The sequence below is a fragment of the Mycobacterium sp. genome (assembly GCF_019243155.1).
In the GTDB taxonomy this organism is placed as follows: Bacteria; Actinomycetota; Actinomycetes; order Mycobacteriales; family Mycobacteriaceae; genus Mycobacterium.
Window position 1 is genome coordinate 1 of record NZ_JAFAUS010000295.1, and the last position, 24,380, is coordinate 24,380.

Sequence of the window (24,380 nt, forward strand, 5' to 3'; positions counted from 1 at the left end):
CCGCAAGCAGCGGATCCTCGATGTCGCCCAGCGCCTCCTCACCCGCAACGGCTGGCGCAGCACGACGCTCGCCCAGATCGCCGGGGAAGCGGGTGTCACCCCCGCGGGACTGCTCCATCACTTCGCGTCGAAGGAACAGCTGCTGCATGCCGTTCTGGACGCGCGCGATCTCGATGACGACACCCATGCCGACCGGACCGGCGATCTGTTCGCGCAGATCGCCCAGGTCGCCGACCGCTTCAACCGGGCGCCCGAGCTGGTGGGGACGTTCACGGTGCTGCTGGTCGAAAACATCCTCCCCGACGCTCCGCTGCACGACCGGATGCTGGCCAGGCACCGGGCCGCGACCGACATCGTCGCCGAACTCATCCGCCGCGGTCAGGCCGATGGCCGGTACCGGACCGACATAGACCCCGCCGTCAAGGCAGTAGAAATTCTCGCCTTCGTCCACGGAATGGAAACCACATGGTTGCTCGATCCATCGATACCGCTCGCCGAGGCGTTCAAGCAGTACGCCGAGACTCTGGCGCGGGACTTCGCGTCGCCGAAGACGTCCGAGAGGACATGAGATACCGGCTCGACGTCGTCGCCGCCACCGTCGTCGACGTGGTGAGGTTCGCCGGTGGCTGGCTCTTCGACCGGTCGATGGCGGGATGGGACGTGACCGTGCTGGTCGCCGACCACCCCGACGATCGCCCGCTGCAGATCCTCGGCGCCCAGGTGCTCGATCTCGAAGACGCGCTGGCGTCGTCGCAATCGCGTCCCCGTCCGCAGGCCCTGGCGGCCGCCGCGGATCTGTTCGGGTGCGACCCGCGGGTGCGTCAGGGCGTCTTGCAGGCGCTCGATCACGGTGTCACCGAGGTGACGCTGTGGGGGGAGAACTGGCCGGCCGAACTCGATGAAAGCGTCGGCGGCCTCGTGCAACACCGGTTGAGCATGGCGGCCAAGACCTTCAAGTCCCAGGCCCTGGCGGCCGCCTCGGATGCGGGAGGTGCCTCGCACGGCTCGATCGGATACGTCGAGACCTTCCGCAGCGGCTTGCTGGCATGGCCTTCGGTCGCCGCCGATCTGGTCCCTGCCAGCTGAGCGGCGCCGCCGCGTCTCCGATAAAGCCGTTTTAACGGCCCGCGGTGGGCCCGCTCGTTGACGACCACCTTGGCATGTGGAAATGTAATACTCATCTGCGAGAGGCACGTTCTCACTAGCCGAGATTCGAGGAGCAGAAGATGGCAGACGACGTCACCGAGCTGGACTTCTTCCGCGGCAGTGAGCTCATAGCCGACCCCTACCCCTACTACGAGGCGCTGCGGCAGAAATGCCCGGTGACCCCGGAGAAGCACCACGGCGTCACCATGGTGACCGGCTGGGACGAGGCCTGCGCGGTGTTGAACGACGCCGACACGTGGTCGTCGTGCATCTCGGTGACCGGCCCGTTCCCGGGCTTCCCCGTAAGCCTCGAGGGTCTGGAAAACGGGGACATCACCGAGTTGATCGAGGAACACCGCGACGAGCTGCCGTTCAGCGACCAGCTGCCGACGCTGGATCCACCCACCCACACCAACCACCGCTCCCTGATGATGCGGCTGATCACCCCCAAGCGCCTCAAGGAGAACGAGGACGCCATGTGGGTGCTGGCCGACCAGGCGCTCGACGATTTCCTGGCCCCCGGCCACGGCGAATGGATCAAGGGCTTCGCGAGCCCGTTCACGCTGCTGGTCATCGCCGACCTGTTGGGCGTGCCGATGGAGGACCGCGACAAGTTCGTCAAGGGCATCGCGGAGCACGCAGGTGGCGGCATCGGGGGCACCAAGGGATCGCTGGCCCACAGCCCGCTGGAATTTCTCTACGGCCTGTTCTCCGACTACGTCCAAGACCGCCGCAAAGCGCCGCGCGACGACGTGCTCACCGGCCTGGCGTCCGCCACCTACCCCGACGGCTCCATCCCGGACGTCGAAGACGTGGCCCGCGTCGCCAGCAACGTCTTCTCGGCGGGCCAGGAGACCACGGTGCGGCTGCTCGGCGCTTCGCTGCAGACCATCGCGGAGCGGCCCGAGATCCAGGCGCAGCTACGCAAGGACCGCAGCCTGATCCCGAACTTCATCGAAGAGTCGCTGCGTCACGAGAGCCCCGTCAAGGGCGACTTCCGGATGAACCGCAGGCCGGTCAACGTCGGCGGCGTCGACCTGCCTGCGGGCACCACCGTGATGATCGTGCAGGCGGCCGCCAACCGCGATCCCCGCCGCTTCGATGACCCCGCCGCCTTCGACCCGGCCCGCAAAAACGCGCGCCAGCACATCTCGTTCGGGCGGGGCATCCACAGTTGCCCCGGCGCCCCGCTGGCCCGCGCCGAAACCCGGGTGGCGATCGAGCGGCTGCTGGACCGGACGTCGGACATCAGGATCAACGAGAGCGTTCACGGTCCGGCCAATGACCGCCGCTACCAATATGTTCCGACCTACATCCTGCGGGGTCTCACCGAGCTGCACCTGGAGTTCACGCCGGCATGAAGGTCTGGGTAGACGATCAGCGTTGTCGCGGCCATGGCGTCTGCACCACGCTGTGCGCGGATGTGTTCAGCCTGACCGACGACGGCTACGCGGTGGCGATAGATTCCGAGGTCCCAACGGAATTGGAGGCCGACACCCTAGAAGCCATCCAATGCTGCCCCGAGCAGGCGATCAGCGAGACTTGATCGAATTCGCGTCGATACTAAGGAGATTCGAGAGTGGCTAAGGGCTATGTCATCCTGACCGAGGCCATCAAAGATCCGGAGGGCATGAAGGCCTACGCCCAGGCGGCGGGATCGGCGATGAGCGGTGCGAAGGTCCTCGCGGTGGATACCGCTCCGAAAGTCATTGAAGGAGCCTGGCACGGCGACCAGACCGTCGTGCTGGAATTCGAATCGGTGGACGCGGCCCGCGCGTGGTACGAGTCCGAGGGTTACCAGAAGGCGGCAAAGCTGCGGCAGTCGGCGGCCGACTGCAACGCGGTCATTCTCGCCGGGTTCTGACCGCTACTCTCCAACGATCGCGATTGCCTGCCGGGGGCATTGACGGACGGCCTCGCGCACGTCCGACTCGATCTCCGGGGTGACCTCTTCTTGGTGAACGGTCAGCATGTCATCGTCGCCGAGCTCGAAGATGTCCGGATTGATGCCCATGCAGACACCGTTGCTTTCGCAGAGTCCCCAGTCGACTTCGATTTTCTTCGTCATCGCGGCCCCCTTATCGAAGCACCTTGACGGGCACGTGCTTCCAGCCCGCCACGTTTTGCATGGTTACCCGTTTGCATCCCGCCCAGTCCACCTCGTAGCGGGGCATGAAGTCGACGAGCTTCTCCAGCGCGATCCGGCTTTCCAGCCGTGCCAGCGCGGCGCCAAGGCAGCTGTGAATCCCGTATCCGAGACCGAGGTGCTGCGCCTCGGTCTGGTCGCGCTCGATGTCGAACGTGTCGGCATTGGTGAAGGCATCGTTGTCGCGGTTGGCCGCGGCGCCACATAGGAACACCGGCTTGAAGGGCGGAATCACGCCACCGCTGACGTGCGCCTCCTTCAGGGTGTAGCGGACGTTGTATTGGACCGGCCCCTCGAAGCGCAGCAACTCTTCCACCGCACCGGGAATCTTGCTGCGGTCGTCCTGCAGCTTCTGCCACTGGTCGGGATTGCGAGCGAAGATCACCGCCGCATTTCCGATTAGCTTGGTTACCGTTTCGGCGCCCGCCCCGCCCAAAAGCGTGGCGAAACCCGTGATTTCGATGTCATCGAGCTTACGGGACTCACCGTTCTCACCAGGGATCTCGGCCGCGATCAGCCTGCTGATCATGTCGTCCTGCGGGTCGCCGCGCCGCTCCTGGATCAGACCGAAGTAGTACATCGCGGTGTCGATGTTGGCCTGCACGCCGGCTTCGCTGACTTCAATCTGCCCGGGCTCGTGATGCAGGCTGGTATCAATCCAGTGCCGCACCTGCTGGCGGTATTCCTCGGGCACCCCGGCCATCCGGGTGATGACCTCCACCGGGAACGGGCCGGAGAAGTCCTGCACGACGTCGAATTGGTCCGGATCGCACGCGCCCAGGTATTTGTCGATCACCTCGTGGATCGTCTCCAGCTGCGATTGGATCGCCCGTGGAGTGAACGCCTTGTTGAGCAAGCTGCGCATGTGGCGATGATCCGGCGGGTCCATGAAGATTATCGACTTCTGCTCGGGGGAGATCCCCTTGCGCACCATTGCCAGGTCGCAGCCGCGCGCCGAGGAGTAGGTGTCGAAGTCCTTGAATGCGGCCGAGACGTCCTCGTGGCGCGTCAGCGCGTAGAAGTCTTCCTTCTCGTCGTAATACAACGGCGCGTCCTCGCGCATCCGTCGATATATCTCGAACGGGTCGTTGTAGAAGTCTTCCGAGTAAGGATCGAAGACGACCTTCGGTTTTGTCACTGAATCCTCCTCAGCGGCGAGCGCGGGCTGAAACCGTTACAGCGGAGTGGTTGACTGTAACGCTAACGGTAATACCTTCGTGACGAAGCGGAAAGACCAAAACGCCGCCATCTCAGACCATCCTCGCGATATCGATGGCTGCGACGGCATCATCGAGGGCGCCCAGATCGCTACCGAGATCCTCGCTGATGCGGCGCACCACCGTGACGTCTTTGCCCACAAACCCACCGGCAACCTCGATGAACGACGAGACCGACCCAGCCGCGGCGACCAGGCTCAGCGCCCGGCTGGTCGCGCTGCCGTGCGCCAAGGCGGCCAGCAACGTCGACTCCGGGACACCAAGCCGTTCGCCCAGCCGGATTGACTCCGCGAGCAACCCGATCTGAGCCGCGAACAGTGCGTTGTTGACCAGCTTCACCTTCTGGCCGTCGCCGGCCTGCCCGACGTGCAGGACGGGATCCGCGTAGCAATCCAGCACGGGCCGCACCCGCGCAACTGCTTCGTCGGCGCCGCCCACGAACAGCGTGAGCCGGCCGGCCGCGACGTCGTGGGGACCTCCGCTGACCGCGGCGTCAACGACGTCGATGCCATCGGCGCCCGCGGCAACGGCCTCGATCGTGTGCGGGCTAGCGGTGGTGTGCACCACCAGAGCCGAACCGGGCGGCATGGTGGAAAGCAGACCGCCGTCCAGGCACACCTGACGCACCTGTTCATCGGTGAACACGCAGAGCACCACGACGTCGGCCCGCGCGCCGGCTTCCGCGATGTCGCGGACCGCGCGGACGCCCAATTGTTCGAGATCGCCCCGCTTCTCCTCGCTTCGTCCCAACGCCTGCACGTCGTGCCCCGCCGTCGCCAGGCGGGCCACCATGGGGCGGCCCATCCGCCCCGCGCCGATGAACCCGACCCTCACGCGGCCTTCATCGGGGATGGCCCATCAAAGCCAACGCGGCGTCGGCCGCCTCGAGCACGGCCCCACCGGTTGCGCCGGCTCGATCGGCGAGGTCGACGGTCAGCCGAACGTCCTTGCGCAGCAGCGTGCCCGCTAAATCGGCAAGCCCGTCCAAGCCGCCGCTGGGGCCGATGACGTTGAGCGCGAAGCTGTTCGCGCTGCCGCGAGATATGACTTCGGTGAGTCGTTCCGGCGATACGCCCAGGGATTTGGCCAGCGAAAGCGCTGTGGCGGCGGTGGCCAGGTTGGCGGTGAACAGTAGGTTGTTGAGCAGCTTGGTCGTTTGCCCCGAGCCCAGCTCGCCGAGGTGGACGACGGGGTCGCCATAGGTCTCGAACACCGGACAGCAGCGTTCGACGACATCGGCATCGCCGCCGACCATCACCACCAGGCGGTCCTCCGCGGCCGCCCCGCCCCCGCCGCTCACCGGGGCATCGATCACCGAAACACCTTGGACCGCAGCCTTATTCGCGAGCTCTCGGCAAGTGTTGGGGTGCACCGTGCTGTGCACCGCAATGACGCCTCCCGGCTGCATCGCCGCCAGCAGCCCGTGCTCACCGCCGGTGACTTCGTCAATGTCGGCATCGCCGACGACACAGAGGCACACCAGATCGCTTGTCCGCGCGAGTTCGGCCGGCGACTCGGCGACCTTGGCCGCGGTGTCGGCGAAGGGCTCGACGCTCGCGGATCGGCGCGCCCACAGCGTCATCGGATAACCGGCTTCGACGATCCGCCGAGCCATGGGTCCGCCCTGGCTGCCCAACCCGATGAATCCGACGCGCATCAACCGGCCTCCTCCTGCGCCGGACGTGCGGCCACGCAGTCTTCGACGAATGCGAGAACCTCCGCGTGGTAGTCCGCGGCGGAGTGGCCGAGGCTGACGTTGTGTCCCGCCCCGGGTTGCCTGTGCACGGTGAAGCGCGGCGCGGCCGAGAACATCGCAGTGATCTCCTGCACCGCCGAATCGTCTGCCTGCCAGACCTTTTCATGCTCGGCGATGCTGAAGTGCACCGGCACCCGCACGGCAGGGGCCAGCGTCGGGAAGGTCGCACGGGCCCAGTCCGACACCATCTGGTCTTCGTAGGAGGGGGCCGATGGGGACACCGTCGCGCCGCCGAGGACTTCGGGCGGATACAGGTGCTCGGGGCTCCAGAGCAAGTCGCGCATGCCCGACGGACGGCGTTCCCGGGTCGCCGCTTTGAGTATTTCCTTGGCCGCGGGGTGATAGTGGCGGCCGGTGCCGGCCAATTCCACGCCGAGCAGATCGGCGCCGCGCTCATCGGCGGCCATCCGCGTGGTCAGTTCGCATCCGCCCGAATGGCCCATCACGAATATGCCTGCGCCGGTTGGTCGTTCGCCGATGATGCGATCGACTGCCCCGTAGGCCAACTTGACGCGCTGGTCGCCGGAGACCATCGCCTCCGGGTAGGGCGCCGAACTGCCATAGCCGGGCCGATCGAGCGCCACCACGGTGAATCCCGCTGCGGCGCCGGTCCTTAAGAACGACAACGACGGGTGGCCGGGGCAGTCGAAGTAGATCGCGGTGGTCCCCCCACCGTGGATTGCCACGATCACCGCCGTGGGCTGCTCCGCCTCGGCGACGAGCGCCGACATCGGCACCCCGTCGACGATGACCAGCCTCGGGCGGACAGTCGGGGTCACGTGTCAGCCCGTAACAGCAGCACGCCGCTGGGGGTGAGGCCACCGCTGCTGACCACGCCGACGCGGGCGTCGGCGACCTGGCGATCGCCGGCCTCGCCGCGCAATTGCGTGACGGCTTCGTGTACCAGACCCATCCCGTGGGTGCGGCCGTGTGAGAGCTGACCTCCGTGCGTGTTCAGCGGCAGCTGGCCGTCGCGGGCGATGTTCTTGCCGCCGTCCAGGAAATCGCGCGCCTCTCCGATCCCGCAGAATCCCAGCGCCTCTATCCAGGACAAGCAGTTCATGGTAAAGCCGTCGTACAGCTCGGCGACATCGACATCGCTCGGCCGCAACGAGGTTCGGGTCCACACATGCGCGGCCTGGCCCAGCACCTGCGGCTCATGCGTCAAAGTGCTTTGGTCCCAATCGATTCGCTCGATGATCTGCGTTCCGACGGCCTCCACCAGGACGGGCGGCTTGGCCAGGTCGCGCGCGGCGTCCACGGCGGAGACGATGACGGCGATCGAGCCGTCGCACGGGACGTCGCAGTCGTACAAGCTGAACGGCGTGGTGATGGGCCGGGAGTCGAGATAGTCGTCCATCGTCATCGGGGTGCGGTAGATGGCCGTCGGATTCAGTTCGGCGTTGGCACGCTGGTTCAACGCGATCCAGCCCAGCGTTTCTTTGGTGGTGCCGTACCGGTGGAAGTGGCGCTGCGCGTTCATTGCCAGAGTGTGTGCGGCGGAGGTGGCACCGAAAGGCATCTGCCAGCCCGACATCCGTCCCATCGACGGCGCGATCTTGCCCTGCTTCATCAACTCGCCGTGGGTGGCTTCCCACAGCGTCCTGAAGCACAGCACGTGACGCGCCAAACCGCCTGCGACGGCGAGCATTGCGGCGATCAGCGAGCCGCCCGGACCGAACGTCTCCATGGCGCCGTTGTGCCATGTGGGCCTGATGCCGAGCGCGGCTTCGAGAGCGGTCACGCCGCCCTCTCCGAAGCCGCCGACGTTGATCGCGCCGGGGTAGGTGGACAGGCCGTCGATATCGGCCAGGGTCAGCCCGGCGTCGGCGATCGCCGCCTCGCACGCCTGCACGGTCAGCGACAGCGGCAGTTGCATGAGCCGGCGCCCGATCGGCGACATGCCGATCCCGGTCAGCGCGACTTTGTCCTCGAACTTCTCCGTGGTGAGCATCGGCCGGACGTGTTCAGCGAAACGTTCGGGCGCGATCTCGTCGACGGGCAACTCACCGGGCTCGGCGGTCGCATCTCCCTCCACGGGCCGGAACAGTGGAAACCACACGTCCTCGACCTGTTCGAAGACGACCTCGACCTGCTGGCCGAGTTCCAGCGCGGCGGGATCGGCGTCGACGATGTTGGTGGTCAACCGCACGCGCGGGTCTTCGGCGATCGCCACCTGCGCGATCACGTAGGGCGCCGACAGGCCGGGCAGGCTGAACCGCTCGTTGATGGTGAACCCGGCCAGCGTCGCCTTGCCCGAGACCGCGCGGACTCCCACATCGAGCGAGCGGCAATAGCGGCATACCGGCGCCGGCGGATGGATCAGCGATTCGCAGGCCTTACATTCCTGCAGCCGTAGCTTTCCGTCGGCGCCTGAGGTCCAGAAAAACTCATTCTCTTCCGTGACCTGGGGCAGTGGGCGGCCCGGTGCTGCTGACACGTCACCTCCGCGAGTCGATAGGCCGGGACAAACCGGAAATCCGGTAGGGCCGTTATACGAATCGGAGAATTACGTTATCACTGCCGAGCGGGCACGATCAGAGCGGCACCCAGACGTTGCCGATGTAAACGCCCCATTGATGGTGGCCAACGCTCCACATTGGGGCCTGCCAGCCGGCCCACGATGGCGGGGGTGGGGGCGGAGGCGGCACATCCTGCGCCGCGAACGATGGCGAGTACGCCGGCGGAGCGGTGTACCAGTCCGGTATGGCCGGCGGCAGTGTGCAGGCCCGGGTCGCCGGATTGAACGACATGTTCGGGTCGCAACCCGCCGCACTGATGCCCGGCGTCACGATCAACGTGACCGCCATGAACCCAAACGCGACCGCGACCACGGCGGCCAAACGCTGACCGAACCACCTCATGGCAGGCCTCTCAGGCAAAACCCAACCGGACAAAATGGTCAGATCAGCTTATGCCTTCGACACCGCCGCAGCCAGATGCGTCAGCGCGTGAATCCCCATTCGGCTTCGTTGGATTCGGTGTTGACGTGCTCGGCCGCGTCGTCGACGTCGCTCAGTGGCGGGTGCGGGGCGCCGCCGGGCCTGCGGTCGCCGATCTCGGTGATGGCGTGCACCGGGCAGTCCAGCAATGCGCGCATGACCGCATCGCGATCCGGCTCGGCCACCGTGCCGTCCCCGATCACCGACGCGTAGCCCCAGTCGTCCAGCGAGAAGTATTCGGGGGCGTGCTTGGCGCAGATGCCGAATCCGTCGCAAACGGTGCGGTCCAACCGGATTTTCATGCTTGCCTCACAGCCTCCGCCTCGTAGGGACGGTCGGCGCGGAACGGTTGGCTACCGCAATCGGGGCACGAGCCCTCGAGATGGGCGGCCACCTCGCCGGGGAACTGGTCGAGCAGGCTGGCCGCGATGTTGGTCGCGGCGTCCAGCGTCGCGCAGGCCCCGCGCCCACGCAGCACCACCGACCAGCGACGCAGCCGTCCGACGTCCTCGGTCGTCGCGGCACCGTCGCGCAGCGCTCCGGCCGCGGCGGCCATCGCCGCCGTTCCGTTGAAGCACGAACCGCATTGCCCGGCGTTCTCCCGGTCGAAGTAGGCGAGTACCGACGCCCCGAGCGCCACCGGGCAGTCGTCCGCGATCACCGAGATCGCACCACAACCCAGGCCGCTACCCAGCCCTCGCATCGTCTCGTGGTCCAACGTGGTGTCCAGCACGGCGCGGTTGAGGAAACCGGCGAAATAGCCGCCCATCAGCGCACCCCGCACTTGTTCGGGTGAAACGCCGTGCAGCGCAAGCAGTTCGGTGAACGGCATGCCGTGCGGCAGCTCGTAGAGGGCCGGCGGCCGGCCGCCGCCGGTGATGGTGGCCAGGAAGGTGCCCGGCGACAACGCGGTGCCCTGCGAGCGGAACGCCGCCGAGCCATCGCTTTGCAGGAGGGGCAGATTCGCCAGGGTCTCGACGTTGCTCACCAGGGTCGGTTGCCCGGCGACGCCCGCTTCGAACGGCCGCGGCGGCTTGTCCGTCGGCTTGACCGGCCCGCCGTTGATGGCCTGCACGGCCGCGGTCTCCTCGCCGGCCACGTAACCGGCCTGCACCGTCAGCACCTCGATCGCGATGCCGCCCAGCGTCTCGGGGTCGAGCTCGCTCAGCGCGGCCTCGACGCTGTGCGCGGATTCCGCGTCGGACACGTAGACATAGGCCCGCTGCGCCTCGACGATCGCGGCGGCCAACCGCAGCCCGTCCAGAATCAGGTGCGGCCGGTTCCGCAGCAGCCAGCGGTCCTTGATCGAAGCCGGTTCTCCCTCTTCGCCATTGGCGACGAGCACGGCGCCACCGACCAGACGAGCGTTGTCGCGCACCGAGCGCAGCTTGACCGCCATTGGGAACGCCGCGCCGCCGCGGCCCACCAAGCCGCTCGCCTCGACTTCGCCGAGCAATTCGTCGGCGCTGTCCAGCGGGCGGTAACCGCCGAGCCCGCGATACGCGGTGATGTCCTCTCGCGCCGTGGGCCGTTCGCCCAGCAGCCGCGGCGGGCAGCCGGGCGAGCTAGCGATGGTGATCGCCGCGGCGGTGGTTTGTCCAGTGGTGTTCACGGTTTGCCCATCCCCGCTGCAGTTAGGCTTGCGCACATGCGAACTGCGGTGGTGCGCGTCAATGTCGATCCGGAAAGTGCGCTCACCCCTGCGCAACTAGAAGAGGGCATGGAAGTGCTCCTCGCGCTCAGCCACCAGGTCGGCACCGGCGTGGTCGACAACGACATCGCGGCCATGCCGGCCAACCGCCGGGAAGTACAGCTGCTCATCGCAGCCGAGGAAGCCGACGCGGCCAAGCGGGACGCAATCGACCTGTGCGCGACGGCTTTTGCGACCGCCCCGGTACCCGGCGTGGTCACCTTTGTCAGCAGGGGCACCGACGACGACGCGCACGGTGTACTGGCCGGTTTCGGGCTCACCGGCGAGGTCGTCCGGGCGGCAGACGATGACGGCTTCGATGTCGTGTACGTGACGCTGGCCGAGGCCGACCTCGAGCGCATTCCCGAGAGCCGAGTCCACACGGCCCTCGAGGCATCGCTCAACTGCGAGGTCCACATTCGCGTCACGTAAACCATTAGCTGTCCAGGAATTTCAGAATCGCGGGCGCCGCCTGCACCCAGGTGTCGAACATGTTGAAGTGCTTCACCCGGCCCGCCGCGCGGTCCTCGGAAGCACGCTCCCACGCGTCCTCGGGCCAGGGCGGGTCGATCAGCTTGGAGCCCTTGATCAGGCAGCTGACCTCCAGTGACGTGCGCTTGGGGTGGTCCATGTCGTTCTCGCCGCCACGAATGATCAAGGTGGGAACCTGAATTCGGTCGAACATCTCGTCGGGCACCCCGGGAATCGTCTGGCCCGGCTTGGACACGAACGCGTTGAGCCAGCGCAGCATCACCTTGAGGAACTCGCCAGAGTCGAAGTCCAGGAAGCGCTGCTTGTTGTCGGGGTTTTCGGAGATGCGGTCGCGCCACTCCTGAACCTTCACCACGCCGTCCATTCCGGTGCCCCGCACCGCGAGAATGCTCGGGACGATGTAGAAGGAACCCAGCACGAAGGTGCCGTAGATGCCGCCGACGATGTTCCACACCACGAGCTTCTCGACGAGTTCGGGGTAGAGCATCGTGGTCAGCATGGAATCCCTTGCGCCCCCGGAGCCTCCGGCGAGGATGCAGCGCTCGACGCCGAGCTCGCTCAGCAGCCCGCGCAGCGTCTCGGCGCGCATGTGCGATTCGCTTTGGCCGTAGAACTGGACGTCGGACGCCCCGCAGTTCGGACGGTCCCACAGCAGCACCCGGTAGCCGCCGGCGGCCAGCGCATCGGCCAGCGGACGCAGGCCCTCGATCTCCTTGCTGAACCGGCCGCCGGGCGTCAGGACGATGAGATCGCCTGAATCGCCGAGGATTTCGTAGACGACGTTGCCACCGTTGACCTCGATAGAAGACACAGATTCTCCTGTACCGTTACGCCATCACTAAAACGTCGTTGCCGACGACTCGCACCGGGTAGGTGCGGATGCTCCACTCCGGCTTGACCGCGGTCGTGCCGGTCGCCAGCTCGAAACCCCATTGGTGCCAAGGGCAATAGATGTACTCCAGGTCGCGCACCATGACCGAGTCGCCGGGCAAGCTCTCGTCGACGACGGTGCGTCCGCGGGGGCGTCCCGAGCACAGCGGACCGCCCTGGTGGGGGCAGTAGTTCGCGATGGCGTAGAACGTGCCGTTGACGTTGTAGACGCCGACACCGTGCCGACCGATGGGCACCAATTTGTGGCTGCCCGGCGGAATTTCATCCACTGTCGCGACGACGTGCTCGCGGCCCTGGGCGAGGCGGGGCCGCTTGGTTGCCCCGCCCTCATCGGACGCCAACTCAGAGCACCCGGACCTGGCCCTCGAGGACCGGGACGGTCTCGGGGAGGTGATAGGTCGCGATCCCGTTCTTGTACATCACGGCATCACGGGCGGCCTTGGGCAGGTGCTTGACCAGCCAGCGTGGGTCGTCGAACGTCCAGTGCGGGTAGTCCGAGGAGTACAGCAGGATCTTGTCGCACTCCATCCACTCCAGGGCGCGGGTCAACTCGGTCTTGTCCTCCGGATAGTCCAGCGGCTGCGTGGTGAACTTGATGTGCTCCTTGACGTACTCCGACGGCTTGCGCTTGATGTCCATCCGCGACTTGCGCGCTTCCCAGATCGAATCCATCCGCCACATCAGCGGCAGGATCCAGGTGAACGCGTGCTCGACGAAGACGATCCGCAACGTCGGGAACCGATCGAAGACACCGTCGAAGATCAGGCTCATCACCTGATTGGCCGCCAGCAGGGAGTAGGTCACCATGAAGTCGTGGTTGTAGCTGGGGAAGCCCACCGGCGGCGTCGGCAGCAGCTCGTAGTTACTGCGCGACAGGTGGCAGCTCACGGTGATGTCGTGCTTGGTGGCCGCCGCCCAGATCGGGTCGTAGTTCGGGTGGCCCCATGACGGCCGCGGCTCGGCCTTGACCAGAACCTGCGCCATGTAGGGGTGGTCGGCCCACTTCTCGATCTGCTCGACCGCGCCGGCGGGATCCTCGATCGCGACGCAGACGGAGCCCCGCCACCGCTCGTGCCAGTTGTTGTGGCTGTCCAGCCAGTGGTTCGCCTGCCAGTCATTCAGTGCGCTGCAGAACGCCTGGTGAGCCTGGGGCAGGCGCGGTGAGCGGCCCGCCGGCTCGAGGATCGCGATGTCGGAGCCGGCTTCCATGATCAGCTGACGGAACGCCATGTCCGGGTCGCTGCCGGGGAACTCGCCGTCCGGCGGGAAGGTGTCCGTGCGCATCGCGAAGGCGTGCGCGTAGTCGGGCGCGTCGTAGTAGATCAGCTCGCCGACCTTGTGGTCGAGGAAGAACTTGCTGCGCCACGGCTCGGGGATGTAGGGGGTGATCTCACCGCGCCGGGGGACAGGGTGGACATCCGAGTCGACGCACCGGACGGCTATCCGTTCGGCTGCGGGAACCCGTTCATGCATGTGGGTCAGCGTCATCTCGAGCCTCCAAAGTCTCCTTTAGTTACCTTCTACTGTGCGCCCGAGCCGACGGCGATGTCTATGCCGTACAGGTCGGCCGCGTTGCGCCAGCACAGCTTGTCCCGCTGCTCGGCGGTCAGCGAGTTGGGCAGCTTGTGGATGTCGCCGCATTGCCAGTGCGGGTAGCTGGAACCGAACATCACCATGTTCTCCTTGCCGGTGAAGCCGAACCACTCGGCGGCGAAATCGGTGTCACCGGGGCCGTCGAGGCTGCCTTGCACGAAGTACACGTGCCCGGGGATGTAGTCGCTCGGGATTCGCGGCGCCCACGGCGTCTGCTCCAGATGCGGCCGGCCGAACGTGTCCATCCGCCACATGAACGGGGTCACGAAGTCCGCGGCGCCGTCGGCCCAGACGACCTTCAAGTTTCCGAAGCGCTCGAACACGCCCTCGGCGATCATGTTCATCAGGTGATACAGGTAGTTGAGCGCCATGAAGCCGACGTACTGCTCGTAGGTCTGGGTGTGACCGGAAGGCGTTGGCGGAAAACCGATACCCTCGCCGCTCTCGATGTGAATGGCCACCGGCAGGTTCGCGTCGGCGGCGGCCTCCAACAGCGGCCAGAACTGCGGCTTGCCGTACAGCTCGCGGGACTGCAGGGGAACGCCGATCTGGACCACGCGCGGGTGCGCGCGCCACTTCTCGATCTCGCGTAGGGCGCCGGCGATGTCGTCGGGATTGACGCGGATCGTCCCGCGGAACTTCTCGCCGAACTCGCTTGACTCGAGCCAGCGCGACACCATCATCTCGTTGTGCGCGGCATGCAGGGCGCTGCCCAGATGGCGGTCGGGCATGATGCCGCGACCCATCGGGTGCAGGACGGCCAGATCGACCCCACGCTTCGAAAACAGCTCATTGGCAACGAATTCCGGATCGGAACCCGGATATTGGCGATCCGGCCCCTTGGTGTTGGGCGCGTACTCGCTGCCGGGCGCCCCGTACCAGTCCATCTCGTAGTCGGGGAAGCCGCGGCTCTTGAATGGCTCACGCAGGAAAGAGCGCAGGTCCTTGTTCGACGGGAAGAAGATGTGCACGCTGGCGTCGATCACCGGCGTGCGTGTCCCATCAGCGTTGTCGATCACGAGAGCCACCCTTCGGCTCCGGTAGCCAAAATGAGCCGTTAGAAGTCATATGATAGGCAATCTAACATTTTCTTCAACGGTCGATCAATGGGTTTCCAGTAAGCGCATCGGTTAATCTCCGCTCTGCATCTGCGCAGGTAGTCAAGGTATTTTGACCGTATCCGCAAGTACGATTCTTAATTCTGAACAATACCATTCTCCCGTTTTGTCGCCCGTCGATCGCTCCGTGGGGCGGGTTAGCGTGGCGCCGGATCTGGCCCGTCGAGGGCGCTTTCAGTACGCCGCCCGGGCCTTAGAAGCGCGCGCGGCAGTCGATTCCGTCGCGAGCGACGAAGCCTTTCGCGGGCTCCCCGCGCAAAGGGCATGTCGGCCTGTTGACCGCGAGCTAGGGCCCACCGACGGTGACGCCGGCCGCCACCTCGAACGGTTTGATCACCGACGTGAAATCGGAATCGGCGCCCTGTTCCCGCGCGGCGGTCTCCCAGAGCCGCCCGACCGTCTCGGCGACGTCGGCCGGCACGCCAAGCGCCCGGGCTTCGTCGAGGTAGAGCCGCACATCCTTGACCATCAGCCCGGTGGCGAAGCCGTAATCGAAGGTGCGCGGCAGGATTGAGCGCGGGAACTTGTCACGACTTGCGCTGGTGCCGCCCGAACCCGCGTTGAGCACCTCGATCATCACGCCCGGGTCCAGGCCGGCCTTCACGCCCATCACGACGACTTCGGCCGTCGCGACCAGGACGTTGGCCGCCAGGATGTTGTTGACGAGCTTCATCGTCTGCGCCGCGCCGGGCTTCTCGCCGACATAGAACGGGCGGCCGATGGTCTCGAATACTGTTCGGATGGCCTCGAATTCGTCGCGTGGGCCCGACACCATGACCGCGAGTGCACCCTTTTCGGCCCCGCCGACGCCGCCGCTGACCGGGCTGTCGATGGCGGCGATGTCGCGTTGTGCCAGAACGTCGTGAATGTGCACCGCGGTCTGGCTGCCAATGGTCGACAGATCGACGTAGCGCCTGATCCGCGAGCCCTCTATCACGCCGCCGGCGCCGGTTGCCACCGCGATCGAGGCGGCCGCCGACGGCAGGCTGGCCAGCACCGTCTCGGTGCGGTCCGCGACGTCTTTGGCCGAAGCCGCCGACTGGGCGCCCAGGGCGACGATGCGTTCGAGCGCTTCCTCGCGAGTGTCGAAGGCGACGACGTCATGGTTTTCCTGGAGCAGACGACATGCCATGGGAAAGCCCATGTTTCCCAACCCGATGAATCCGATCTGCACGACGCCTAACCCTTGCTCTGGTCCAGTTCGGCGAACGCCTCCCGGGCGATGCGGAAGCTGTCGACCGCGGCGGGCACGCCTGCGTAGATGGCGACCTGTAGGAAGACCTCGCGGATTTCCTCGCGGCTGACGCCATTGGTCACGGCGGCCTTGATGTGCGTGCGTAATTCGTTGGGCCGGTTAAGCACTGAGATCATCGCCAAGTTGAGCATGCTGCGCGTCTTGCGCGGAAGTTCGTCGCGGCCCCAGATCGCGCCCCAGCAGTACTCGGTGACGAGGTCCTGCAACGGCTTGCTGAACTCATCGGCATCGGCGAGCGCCTTCTTGACGTATTCCTCGCCGAGGACGGCAGAGCGCACTTCCAGCCCACGCTGATACGTTTCTCGATCCAATGGTCTTCTCCTTCAGGCTCGTGAATGGTGTTGTCTCACAGGCGCACAACGACTGTCTTGGTGGCCGTGAACGTATCGAGCGCCTCGCAACCCTTCTCCCGGCCATACCCCGATTTCTTGAAGCCGCCGAACGGAAGTTCCACCCCGCCGCCGGCGCCGTAGGTGTTGACGTAGACCTGACCCGCCCGCACCAGCGCCGCGAGGCGGTGCGCGCGGGACAAATCGGCGGTCCAGATCGCGCCGAGCAGTCCGTACTGCGTGCCGTTGGCCAACGCGATCGCCTCGTCCTCTTCGGAGAACCTGTTCACCGTGAGCACCGGGCCGAAGATCTCCTCCTGCGCGATCAGCGATGCGGGGTCGACGTCGGCAATCACGGTCGGCGCGAAGTACGCCCCGTCGGCCAGCCCTTCGTCCGCGGGCGGTCCACCGCCACAAAGGATTTCGCCTTTCACGTTGCCGGCGATCATGGATTGGACCCGGGCCTGCTGCTTGCGCGAGATCAGCGGCCCCAGGTCGTGGTCGTCGACTCCGGGTCCGATCGACGTCCGCGCCAGTAGCCGGCGAACCGCTTCGACCACCCTGTCGTGAATCGAATCGTGCACCAGCAGGCGCGAGCCCGCCGAGCACGTCTGCCCGGCGTTCTGCAAGATCGCCTTAATGATGGATTCCGCGGCGCGATCCAGATTCGCATCCGGGAACACGATCTGCGGCGACTTGCCGCCCAGCTCCAGCGTGGTGGGCGCTACCCGGTCGGCGGCCGCATGAGCTACCACCGAGCCGATCTGAGTCGACCCGACAAAGCCGATGTGGTCGACGTCGGGGTGCGCCGTCAGCGCGGCGCCGGCCTCGGCGCCTATCCCGGTCACCACGTTGAACACCCCGACCGGTAGACCCGCGTCGATGGCGAGCCGCGCGAATGAGACTGCGGTGCGGGGTGTTTCGTCGGCAGGTTTGACGACGGCGCAGTTGCCCACCGCGATCGCCGGCGCCACGGCGCGTGCCAGCAATTGCATCGGGTAATTCCAGGCGATGATGTGCCCGGTGACGCCGAAGGGCTCGCGCCGGGTGTACACGTGCAGATCCGTTGAGAGCGGAATGGTCTGGCCGTAGTAGCTGTCGATCGCGTGGCCGTAGAAACGGAAGTAGCGCGCGGCCACACCCGCGTCGGCCTTCGCCTGGCTCAACGGCTTTCCGGTGTCCTCGCTTTCGATCCGCGCCAGCCGGTCGCGATTGTGCTCGATCAGATCGGCGATCCGTGTCAACAGCGTCGCCCGCGTCTCCGGTGTCTCGTCGCGCCACCGCTGTGTCGCCGCTCGCGCCGCTGCCACGGCCCGCGCGATTTCGTCCGCGCCGCCGCGCGCCACCGGCCCGAGGGAGCGACCGGTGGCCGGATCGATGTTGTCGTAGCACTCCGTTGACGCCACCGATTCGCCATCGATGAACGACTGTGTGATGGTCACCGCGGTCCCTGACTGTCCTGCGTCATGCCCAAACGAGTATCTATACGCTACTGTATATTTCTGTCAATCGCGCCGGTGCGACCGGGCCGGTAAAGCGACAATAAGTATGCATCACTGTATACTTAAAGTTATGGTGACGCCCGCCCGACGTGGACGACCAACGCACGCCGAAGCCAAGAAGCTTCACCAGAAGCTGCGAAAGGCGGCCGTCGCGACGTTCGTCGAGTACGGCTATGACGGCACCAGCATGGACGCTATCGCCAAGGCGGCGGGCATCACCCGACGCACCCTGTACGCGCGCTATCCCGACAAACGCGCGGTCTTCCTCGACGTCATTCCCTGGGCGCTCACCCGAAGAACGGAAGGCGAGACGACTCAACAGGTCGATGAGGGCGACCTGCGGGCCGCGTTAATCGAGGTGGGCCGGGCCGGCCTCGAACGCGCGATCGACCCGGATACCGTGCGGCTCAAGCGCATTGCGATGAACGAGTCGGCCCGGTTTCCGGAGTTCGCGGTCAGCGCGCACTCGATGACCTGGTCGGCACGCCATCGACAGGTGATGGACCTGCTGCATCGCCACCACGAGGCGGGGGCCATCGAAGTGGATGACCTGGAGTTGGTCGCCGGCCACTTCATTGCGATGATCGAACATCTGCCCGCGCGGCTGGCCGACTGCGGTATCTATCGCAGTGCCGACGAGGAGGAGCGTCACTTGCAACATGCCGTTGATCTGTTCCTGCGCGGCGTCCTGCGCCGGGACTGAACCGATGCGCCATGGCGTGGCCTGACCTGGTGCTGGTGCACGGCGGCGCGCACGCCGCCGACTGCTGGGACCTCACGGTCGCCGAATTGGCCAGGCAGGCACCCGAATTGCGCGTGCTGGCGCTCGACTTACTCGGCCGCGGCAGCAAGCCGGCGGACCTGGCGACCGTTACGGTCGCCGACTGGGTGAAGTCGGCGGTTGCCGACATCGTAGAAGCCGGACTGGACGACGTTGTGGTCGTGGGACATTCGATGGGCGGCCTGACCGTTCCGGGCATCGTGGCACAGCTCGGGGCCGCGCGGGTGCGCGAGATGATCCTGCTGGCGGCCTTCATTCCCCCGCAGGGGCGGTCGGTGGTGGACGCCCTGCGTGGGCCCCTGGCACCCCTGGCGCGATCGGCACGCCGGCTGCCGACGACATTCGAAATGCCGCCCGCGCTGGCACGATTCGCCTTCGCCAACGGCATGTCCCCGCAGCGGCGCAAGCTGATGCTCTCGCGCCTCTATCGCGAATCGCCCAACGTGATCTTCGAACCGGCGGATCGGGGCGACCTGCCCGAGGCCGTCCCGCGGACCTGGATCATGACGCTCGACGACCGCGCGTTGTCGATCCGTCAGCAACTCCGCGCAATTGCCTCACTCGGCGGCGTCGACACCATGGTCTGCCTCGACGGCTGCCACGACGTGATGTACAGCGAGCCCGCGAAACTGGCGGCCATCTTGGCGCAGCGGTGCCGGTCGCATTCGTAATGCGGTGACGACATCCGCTACCGGTGACCCGGAATTTAATATACAGTAGCGTGTACTTAATGCCCGCGCGTTCGGGAAGGGGTCATGGATGACATCTGCGACTGAACAGTTGGTGCAGTTGGTCGGCGCCAAGGATTGCTTCGACGTCGCGCCGGACGAATTGTTGGCCGTCCAACTGGAAGCGGCGAACGAGCGCCTGCAGAGCCAGATTCAGACCATCCCGCTGTTGGCCAACCGAGCCGAATCGGGCGGGGTCGACGAGATCAAGACGCCGACCGACCTGGTGCCCCTGGTCTTCGCCCACACCACCTACAAGACCTACGCCGAAAGATGGCTCAACGAGCGACAATGGGACCGCATGGGCAAGTGGTTGGCGACGGTGTCGACCCGCCCCGTTGACGGACTCGACACCGCCGGGGTGCAGACGCTCGACGATTGGATCAAGCAACTCGAGACCGTCGGGCACTACCTGTCGTGTTCCAGCGGTACCACCGGAAAGCCGGCGATGCTGTCGTGCACCGAGGGCGACATCGAGCTGTCGGCCCGGATCAACATCGAGTCCCTGTTGTGGGCGACCGGCCTGACTCGCGGCGAAGATCGCAAATTCCTCGGTCTAGGGCCACAATTCGCCGCTCCACGCGAGGACGCGATCCGGCAGGCCATGGTCGATTGCTTCTCGGAGCGATACCCGCCCTATCAATTCGGCGACGGCGAGCCGATTACCGTCGGGTCGATGGTCGACATGATCACGCTGCGTCGCAAGCTGGCTGACGGCACCGCACGCCCGAACGAGATCGCGGAGTTCGAGCGCATCGCCGCGCAGCGGGGAGCCGACATGGAAACCTCGGCCAAGAAGGCGGTCGACGCGGTGATCGAGGCCCGCGCCGTGCCCTTGTTGGCGACCGGCATGTTCGCCACCCTGTATCAGATCGCCGAGGGTATCCGCGCAAAGGGTCACGGCGGGGACGACTTCAATCCGGACAACGCGATGATGGTCGCCGGCGGGCTCAAAGGCACTGTGCTGCCGGAGAATTACCGCGAGCACGTCCTGGAAACGTTCAACGTTTCCGAGGAACGGCTGTTCCACATGTACAGCATGCGGGAGATCAACGCGACGTTCCCGCTGTGTCATGCGGATCGATACCACATCTCGCCGTGGGTGATCGTGCTGCCGCTCGACGCCGCCGGCGCGCAGCTGCTGGACACCGGTGACGGCGAGATCGAAGCCAGGGCAGCGTTTTTCGATACGTCGATCGAGGGACGATGGGGCGGAGTCATCAGCGGCGACCGGGTCAGCGTGAGCTTCGCGCCGTGTCAATGCGGACGCCAGGGCCCGACGGTGAGTCGTGACATCACCCGATACGCCGACCTGCCGGGCGGCGACAAGATCACCTGCGCGGGCAGCATCGACGCCTACGTCCGGGGAGTGTCATGACAACGCCGGCGCCGCATTTCGTGCAGGGCGCGCTGGTCGAGGGGGATGCGGTCCGCCACCGGTCGCGGGATTTGGGCGCTGACTTCACCACTCCCGCAATCGATCTCGATGCGCTCGTATTGCCCCGCTCGCTGCTGCCACCGCTGCTGGACGTCAAGCTCGCCGAGATCATCGATTTCCTGGTCGAAACGGGCGAGCGCCTGCAGCTGGACCGCAACCCGCATCTGCAGGAATGCCTCGAGCTGATCGCGGCCACCAATCCCTTGCCGCGGCGCATCGTGGAGAACCTCTACCGTCAGGCCCCGTACTTCCTCGACAGGCAGCTCCTGGAAAGCATCGTCGATTCGAACTTCGCCAACCGGGACGCGCTGGACGGCTGGGTCGACCGCGTGGACATGTTCGGCAACAAGGGCGCGGTCCGGGCCTTCCCTCCGCGCATGGTCCACATGCTGGCGGGCAACGCTCCGTCGGGTTGCGTGTCGTCGATCGCGCAGGGCGCCCTGGTCAAGGCGGTGAACCTGTTTAAGATGCCGTCCAGCGATCCGTTCACCACGGTGGCGGTGCTGCGCACGATGGCGGAGATCGACCCCAAACACCCCGTGGTGCGGTCGATGTCGGCGGTGTACTGGCAGGGCGGGGACACCGCGATCGAGCGCACCCTGTACCGGCCGCAGTACTTCGACAAGATCGTCGCCTGGGGCGGTGGGGATGCGATCAACAACGTGATCCAATACCTGGGGCCGGGCATTCAATTGATCTCATTCGACCCCAAGTCCTCGATTTCGATGATCGGTCGAGAGGTGTTCGATCGCGAGGAGAGCATCGCCGAGGTCGCCGAGAAGTTGGCCGCCGATACCACCGTTTTCAACCAGGAGGCATGCCTGACCAGTCGCTATGCCTTCGTGGAAGGCGAACGGCCGCAAGCCGAATCGTTGTGTGCGGCATTGGCACAGCGGTTGGGGGTGGACCGCGACTTCGCGTCGGCGATGGGTCCGCCGCTGTCGGCGGAGCTGCGCGAGGAGATTCAGGTGATGGAGGCGATGGGTGATGTGCAGACCTGGGGCGGCTTCGACGGTCGCGGGTTGGTGATCCTGTCGGATCGGCCGGTCGAGTTCCAGCCCACCAACAAGACGTCGAACGTCGTGCTCGTCGGATCGCTCGACGACGCCGTCCGGTACGTCAACGTCGCGACGCAAACCATCGGCATCTATCCGTACGAACGAAAGGCGCAGCTGCGCGATCGGCTGGCCAGCGCCGGGGCTCAACGCTTGTGCCGTCTGGGAACTGCGAACGCGCACGTCCTCGGCAGTCCGCACGATGCGATGTATCCGCTGCAGCGATTCGTGCACTGGATCGGCGACGACGACATCGCGGCGTCTGGGTGAAACCGGTCCGGTCGCGCCGCACGCTAGGTTGCATCAAGGAGCCAGGAGTGAAGGAGCGGCGATGACCGGAGCAAGCGCTGACGTCTGGGAAGTGATGTCGACCGCCCGGACGATCCGGCGCTTCACCGACAAGCCGGTCGACGACGCGACGTTGGTGCGCTGCCTCGAGGCGGCCAGGTGGGCGCCGTCGGGCGCCAACGCGCAGGGCTGGCGCTTCGTCGTGCTGCGCTCTGCCGAGCAGCGGGCCGTGGTGGCCAAGGCAGCGGCCCACGCGCTCGAGGTGATCGAGCCGGTATACGGGATGAGCCGGCCGGCCGATGACGACGACAGCCGCCGTGCCCGCACCTACCGCGCGACATACGAGTTGCACGACCGCGCAGGGGAGTTCACTTCCGTCTTGTTCGCCCAGCAGCACTACCCGACGGCATCGGAACTGCTGCTCGGCGGTTCCATCTTTCCGGCCATGCAGAATTTTCTGCTGGCTGCCCGCGCTCAGGGCCTGGGCGCTTGCCTCACCAGCTGGGCCTCCTACGGCGGCGAACAGCTGCTGCGGGAAGCCGTGGGGGTGCCCGACGACTGGATGGTGGCCGGCCATGTCGTGGTCGGCTGGCCTAAGGGGAACCACGGGCCGCTTCGTCGCCGTCCGCTCACCGAGTTCGTGAATCTCGACCACTGGGACGAACCCGGTGAGGGTCTGATTTCCGCCAGCTAGCTTGTCGAGGGCAACGTCGATATGGTCACCCCATGCCCGGATTCTGAGATTATTACTTCCGCAACCGAGAATGCTATTCTCGCGAAGACGGTGACGACGGGAGGCTGCGCGCATGCTGCTGGAGTTCGATGCTGATCAACGGTTGTGGCAGAGCACGGTGCGCGACTTCGTCACCAAGCAGTGCCCGCCCTCACTGGTACGCAGCGTGGCTGAAGACGGTGTTGACCCGAGCCCGCTCTGGAAGTCCTACCTAGACCAGGGCTGGACTGAGCTGCACGATGCGGAGAGCACGGTGGAGCTCGCCATCATTCTCGAAGCGCTCGGGCACGCGAGCGACCCGACTCCTTTCCTGGCGACGATGAGCCAGTATGCCCCGCTGGCCGCGGACCGGTTCGACCCGCACGAGTCGGGCACCGCTGTGTACAGCGGGGTCGCCGCGCACCGGGAAGCCGAGGGCTGGGTGCTGGACGGCACGGCTCGTCATGTCCTCGACGGTGATCGCGTCGAGCGACTGGCGGTGGTGACCGACGCCGGCGTGTTTCTCGTCGATGCCAATCAGGTGTCCGCCCGGCGCTCGGCGGTGTTCGACCCTGTGCTGCACGTCGCCGACCTGTCGTTCGCCGAGGTCCAAGTGCCCGATACCGCGCGGCTGAACGTCGACCGAGAGCGGGCGCACCATATTGCGTTGACGGGCATGGCCATCACGATGGTCGGTGCGTGCCAACGCATCCTGGATCTGGTGCTCGAGCACGTCAAAAGCCGTCAGCAGTTCGGCGTCGCGATTGGCTCCTTCCAAGCCGTGCAGCACAAGGCCGCCGACATGCACGTCGCCGTGGAACGCGCTCGGGCGCTCGCCTACTTCGCGGCGCTGACGATCGCCGCCGACGACCCCCGGCGCCGGCTGGCGGCGGCGATGGCCAAGGCGTCGGCGGGGGAGTGCCAGTCGCTGGTGTTTCGGCACGGCCTACAGCTGCACGGCGCGATGGGCTTCACGTGGGAGAACGACCTGCAGTTCGCACTCAAGCGGGCCAAGGCCGGTGAGCTCATGCTCGGCGGAGCCGCCGAGCATCGGGCACGGATCGCGGAGGAATACCGTGCAGCTGACTTTTGATTCCGACGTCGAGGAGTTCCGAGCGGAGTTCTCGGCCTTTCTCGACGAGAATCTGCCTCCCGCAAGCGAAACGCTGGAGCGCCCCCGCTCGGTCTCGCACATGCCACAATGGGCACGCGATTGGCAGCGGCTGCTGTTCGACAACGGGTGGTTATTGCCCACGCAGCCACCGGAATTCGGTGGACGCAACGCGACCGTCAACCAGCAG

At 66.1% G+C, this 24,380-nt stretch carries 29 protein-coding genes; 13 read left to right on the forward strand and 16 right to left on the reverse strand.

Translation table 11 applies throughout. The annotated features are described in order from the left end of the window. The 5 genes from JOZ00_RS14635 to JOZ00_RS14655 all read left to right on the forward strand — a co-directional run. A partial coding sequence (locus tag JOZ00_RS14635; protein WP_293344681.1) for a TetR/AcrR family transcriptional regulator occupies positions 1-568 on the forward strand: 568 nt, incomplete at its 5' end. Continuing rightward, entirely contained in the window at positions 565-1,086 is a 522-nt protein-coding gene (locus JOZ00_RS14640) for a hypothetical protein (RefSeq protein WP_293344683.1), read from the forward strand. The genes JOZ00_RS14635 and JOZ00_RS14640, both read left to right, overlap by 4 nt. 140 nt (positions 1,087-1,226) lie before the next feature. Continuing rightward, positions 1,227-2,507: a cytochrome P450 gene (locus tag JOZ00_RS14645; protein WP_293344685.1), complete on the forward strand. Its 1,281-nt coding sequence runs from the start codon at positions 1,227-1,229 to the stop codon at positions 2,505-2,507. Continuing rightward, positions 2,504-2,692, forward strand: coding sequence for a ferredoxin (locus JOZ00_RS14650; protein WP_293344687.1), 189 nt, complete (start codon positions 2,504-2,506; stop codon positions 2,690-2,692). The genes JOZ00_RS14645 and JOZ00_RS14650 overlap by 4 nt, the downstream gene beginning before the upstream one ends. Positions 2,693-2,776: 84 nt before the next feature. Continuing rightward, entirely contained in the window at positions 2,777-3,010 is a 234-nt protein-coding gene (locus tag JOZ00_RS14655; protein ID WP_293344735.1) for a DUF1330 domain-containing protein, read from the forward strand. Positions 3,011-3,013: 3 nt separating this feature from the next. On the opposite strand, the gene JOZ00_RS14660 is transcribed toward JOZ00_RS14655, so the two are convergent. The 9 genes from JOZ00_RS14660 to JOZ00_RS14700 all read right to left on the reverse strand — a co-directional run bounded on the left by JOZ00_RS14660 (position 3,014) and on the right by JOZ00_RS14700 (position 10,819). Then, positions 3,014-3,214, reverse strand: coding sequence for a ferredoxin (locus JOZ00_RS14660; protein ID WP_293344689.1), 201 nt, complete (start codon positions 3,212-3,214; stop codon positions 3,014-3,016). 10 nt (positions 3,215-3,224) lie between these two features. After that, entirely contained in the window at positions 3,225-4,430 is a 1,206-nt protein-coding gene (locus JOZ00_RS14665; RefSeq protein ID WP_293344691.1) for a cytochrome P450, read from the reverse strand. A gap of 112 nt (positions 4,431-4,542) precedes the next feature. Then, on the reverse strand, positions 4,543-5,343 hold the full coding sequence (locus JOZ00_RS14670; protein WP_293344693.1) for an NAD(P)-dependent oxidoreductase: 801 nt from the start codon (positions 5,341-5,343) through the stop codon (positions 4,543-4,545). 7 nt (positions 5,344-5,350) lie between these two features. Beyond that, the gene (locus JOZ00_RS14675; RefSeq protein ID WP_293344695.1) at positions 5,351-6,166 is read right to left on the reverse strand and encodes an NAD(P)-dependent oxidoreductase; all 816 of its coding nucleotides are present in this window, start codon (positions 6,164-6,166) and stop codon (positions 5,351-5,353) included. Then, positions 6,166-6,996, reverse strand: a complete 831-nt coding sequence (locus JOZ00_RS14680; protein WP_293344737.1) for an alpha/beta hydrolase — start codon at positions 6,994-6,996, stop codon at positions 6,166-6,168. The genes JOZ00_RS14675 and JOZ00_RS14680 overlap by 1 nt, the downstream gene beginning before the upstream one ends. Positions 6,997-7,040: 44 nt before the next feature. Next, positions 7,041-8,705: an OB-fold domain-containing protein gene (locus tag JOZ00_RS14685; protein WP_293344697.1), complete on the reverse strand. Its 1,665-nt coding sequence runs from the start codon at positions 8,703-8,705 to the stop codon at positions 7,041-7,043. Positions 8,706-8,802: 97 nt separating this feature from the next. Beyond that, a complete protein-coding gene (locus JOZ00_RS14690; protein ID WP_293344699.1) occupies positions 8,803-9,129 on the reverse strand; it encodes a hypothetical protein in 327 nt (108 codons plus the stop codon). An 80-nt stretch (positions 9,130-9,209) separates the two neighbouring features. Continuing rightward, a complete protein-coding gene (locus JOZ00_RS14695) occupies positions 9,210-9,509 on the reverse strand; it encodes a ferredoxin (protein WP_293344701.1) in 300 nt (99 codons plus the stop codon). Beyond that, positions 9,506-10,819 carry an NADH-ubiquinone oxidoreductase-F iron-sulfur binding region domain-containing protein gene (locus JOZ00_RS14700; RefSeq protein ID WP_293344703.1) on the reverse strand — a complete coding sequence of 438 codons (1,314 nt, stop codon included), beginning with the start codon at positions 10,817-10,819 and terminating at the stop codon, positions 9,506-9,508. The genes JOZ00_RS14695 and JOZ00_RS14700 overlap by 4 nt, the downstream gene beginning before the upstream one ends. 36 nt (positions 10,820-10,855) lie before the next feature. Here JOZ00_RS14700 and JOZ00_RS14705 point away from each other — a divergent pair, with 36 nt between their 5' ends. Beyond that, on the forward strand, positions 10,856-11,329 hold the full coding sequence (locus tag JOZ00_RS14705) for a hypothetical protein (protein ID WP_293344705.1): 474 nt from the start codon (positions 10,856-10,858) through the stop codon (positions 11,327-11,329). A 4-nt stretch (positions 11,330-11,333) separates the two neighbouring features. On the opposite strand, the gene JOZ00_RS14710 is transcribed toward JOZ00_RS14705, so the two are convergent. The 7 genes from JOZ00_RS14710 to JOZ00_RS14740 all read right to left on the reverse strand — a co-directional run bounded on the left by JOZ00_RS14710 (position 11,334) and on the right by JOZ00_RS14740 (position 18,017). Continuing rightward, positions 11,334-12,200 carry an alpha/beta hydrolase gene (locus JOZ00_RS14710; RefSeq protein WP_293344707.1) on the reverse strand — a complete coding sequence of 289 codons (867 nt, stop codon included), beginning with the start codon at positions 12,198-12,200 and terminating at the stop codon, positions 11,334-11,336. 16 nt (positions 12,201-12,216) lie between these two features. Next, positions 12,217-12,621, reverse strand: a complete 405-nt coding sequence (locus JOZ00_RS14715) for a Rieske 2Fe-2S domain-containing protein (protein ID WP_293344709.1) — start codon at positions 12,619-12,621, stop codon at positions 12,217-12,219. Between the two features lies 1 nt (position 12,622). Next, complete coding sequence (locus JOZ00_RS14720) at positions 12,623-13,768, reverse strand: amidohydrolase family protein (protein ID WP_293344711.1); 1,146 nt, start codon at positions 13,766-13,768, stop codon at positions 12,623-12,625. A gap of 32 nt (positions 13,769-13,800) precedes the next feature. Further along, positions 13,801-14,892: an amidohydrolase family protein gene (locus tag JOZ00_RS14725; RefSeq protein WP_293344713.1), complete on the reverse strand. Its 1,092-nt coding sequence runs from the start codon at positions 14,890-14,892 to the stop codon at positions 13,801-13,803. A 385-nt stretch (positions 14,893-15,277) separates the two neighbouring features. Further along, positions 15,278-16,165, reverse strand: coding sequence for an NAD(P)-dependent oxidoreductase (locus JOZ00_RS14730; RefSeq protein ID WP_293344715.1), 888 nt, complete (start codon positions 16,163-16,165; stop codon positions 15,278-15,280). Between the two features lie 5 nt (positions 16,166-16,170). Next, positions 16,171-16,557 carry a carboxymuconolactone decarboxylase family protein gene (locus JOZ00_RS14735; protein ID WP_293344717.1) on the reverse strand — a complete coding sequence of 129 codons (387 nt, stop codon included), beginning with the start codon at positions 16,555-16,557 and terminating at the stop codon, positions 16,171-16,173. Positions 16,558-16,592: 35 nt separating this feature from the next. Next, positions 16,593-18,017, reverse strand: a complete 1,425-nt coding sequence (locus JOZ00_RS14740) for an aldehyde dehydrogenase family protein (protein ID WP_293344719.1) — start codon at positions 18,015-18,017, stop codon at positions 16,593-16,595. Between the two features lie 118 nt (positions 18,018-18,135). Here JOZ00_RS14740 and JOZ00_RS14745 point away from each other — a divergent pair, with 118 nt between their 5' ends. From JOZ00_RS14745 to JOZ00_RS14775, 7 genes are all read left to right on the forward strand, one after another. Further along, positions 18,136-18,780, forward strand: coding sequence for a TetR/AcrR family transcriptional regulator (locus JOZ00_RS14745; RefSeq protein ID WP_366022322.1), 645 nt, complete (start codon positions 18,136-18,138; stop codon positions 18,778-18,780). A gap of 11 nt (positions 18,781-18,791) precedes the next feature. Next, positions 18,792-19,529: an alpha/beta hydrolase gene (locus JOZ00_RS14750; protein WP_293344723.1), complete on the forward strand. Its 738-nt coding sequence runs from the start codon at positions 18,792-18,794 to the stop codon at positions 19,527-19,529. 88 nt (positions 19,530-19,617) lie between these two features. Continuing rightward, entirely contained in the window at positions 19,618-20,964 is a 1,347-nt protein-coding gene (locus JOZ00_RS14755; protein ID WP_293344725.1) for a hypothetical protein, read from the forward strand. Continuing rightward, positions 20,961-22,349 carry an acyl-CoA reductase gene (locus tag JOZ00_RS14760; RefSeq protein WP_293344727.1) on the forward strand — a complete coding sequence of 463 codons (1,389 nt, stop codon included), beginning with the start codon at positions 20,961-20,963 and terminating at the stop codon, positions 22,347-22,349. Before JOZ00_RS14755 ends, JOZ00_RS14760 begins: the two co-directional genes overlap by 4 nt. Positions 22,350-22,410: 61 nt before the next feature. Beyond that, positions 22,411-23,061 carry a nitroreductase family protein gene (locus tag JOZ00_RS14765; protein WP_293344729.1) on the forward strand — a complete coding sequence of 217 codons (651 nt, stop codon included), beginning with the start codon at positions 22,411-22,413 and terminating at the stop codon, positions 23,059-23,061. Between the two features lie 112 nt (positions 23,062-23,173). Continuing rightward, positions 23,174-24,172, forward strand: coding sequence for an acyl-CoA dehydrogenase family protein (locus JOZ00_RS14770; RefSeq protein WP_293344731.1), 999 nt, complete (start codon positions 23,174-23,176; stop codon positions 24,170-24,172). Continuing rightward, on the forward strand, positions 24,156-24,380 hold a 225-nt coding region (locus tag JOZ00_RS14775), incomplete at its 3' end, for an acyl-CoA dehydrogenase family protein (RefSeq protein WP_293344733.1). The genes JOZ00_RS14770 and JOZ00_RS14775, both read left to right, overlap by 17 nt.

What these genes read in the sequence shown, in the direction of transcription:
- JOZ00_RS14640 (WP_293344683.1), top strand. Translation starts at nt 565, where the DNA reads ATGAGATACCGGCTCGACGTCGTCGCCGCCACCGTCGTCGACGTGGTG.
- JOZ00_RS14645 (WP_293344685.1), top strand. Translation starts at nt 1,227, where the DNA reads ATGGCAGACGACGTCACCGAGCTGGACTTCTTCCGCGGCAGTGAGCTC.
- JOZ00_RS14650 (WP_293344687.1), top strand. Translation starts at nt 2,504, where the DNA reads ATGAAGGTCTGGGTAGACGATCAGCGTTGTCGCGGCCATGGCGTCTGC.
- JOZ00_RS14655 (WP_293344735.1), top strand. Translation starts at nt 2,777, where the DNA reads ATGAAGGCCTACGCCCAGGCGGCGGGATCGGCGATGAGCGGTGCGAAG.
- JOZ00_RS14660 (WP_293344689.1), bottom strand. Translation starts at nt 3,214, where the DNA reads ATGACGAAGAAAATCGAAGTCGACTGGGGACTCTGCGAAAGCAACGGT.
- JOZ00_RS14675 (WP_293344695.1), bottom strand. Translation starts at nt 6,166, where the DNA reads ATGCGCGTCGGATTCATCGGGTTGGGCAGCCAGGGCGGACCCATGGCT.
- JOZ00_RS14680 (WP_293344737.1), bottom strand. Translation starts at nt 6,996, where the DNA reads ATGTCGGCGCTCGTCGCCGAGGCGGAGCAGCCCACGGCGGTGATCGTG.
- JOZ00_RS14690 (WP_293344699.1), bottom strand. Translation starts at nt 9,129, where the DNA reads ATGAGGTGGTTCGGTCAGCGTTTGGCCGCCGTGGTCGCGGTCGCGTTT.
- JOZ00_RS14695 (WP_293344701.1), bottom strand. Translation starts at nt 9,509, where the DNA reads ATGAAAATCCGGTTGGACCGCACCGTTTGCGACGGATTCGGCATCTGC.
- JOZ00_RS14705 (WP_293344705.1), top strand. Translation starts at nt 10,856, where the DNA reads ATGCGAACTGCGGTGGTGCGCGTCAATGTCGATCCGGAAAGTGCGCTC.
- JOZ00_RS14720 (WP_293344711.1), bottom strand. Translation starts at nt 13,768, where the DNA reads ATGACGCTGACCCACATGCATGAACGGGTTCCCGCAGCCGAACGGATA.
- JOZ00_RS14750 (WP_293344723.1), top strand. Translation starts at nt 18,792, where the DNA reads ATGGCGTGGCCTGACCTGGTGCTGGTGCACGGCGGCGCGCACGCCGCC.
- JOZ00_RS14755 (WP_293344725.1), top strand. Translation starts at nt 19,618, where the DNA reads ATGACATCTGCGACTGAACAGTTGGTGCAGTTGGTCGGCGCCAAGGAT.
- JOZ00_RS14760 (WP_293344727.1), top strand. Translation starts at nt 20,961, where the DNA reads ATGACAACGCCGGCGCCGCATTTCGTGCAGGGCGCGCTGGTCGAGGGG.
- JOZ00_RS14765 (WP_293344729.1), top strand. Translation starts at nt 22,411, where the DNA reads ATGACCGGAGCAAGCGCTGACGTCTGGGAAGTGATGTCGACCGCCCGG.
- JOZ00_RS14770 (WP_293344731.1), top strand. Translation starts at nt 23,174, where the DNA reads ATGCTGCTGGAGTTCGATGCTGATCAACGGTTGTGGCAGAGCACGGTG.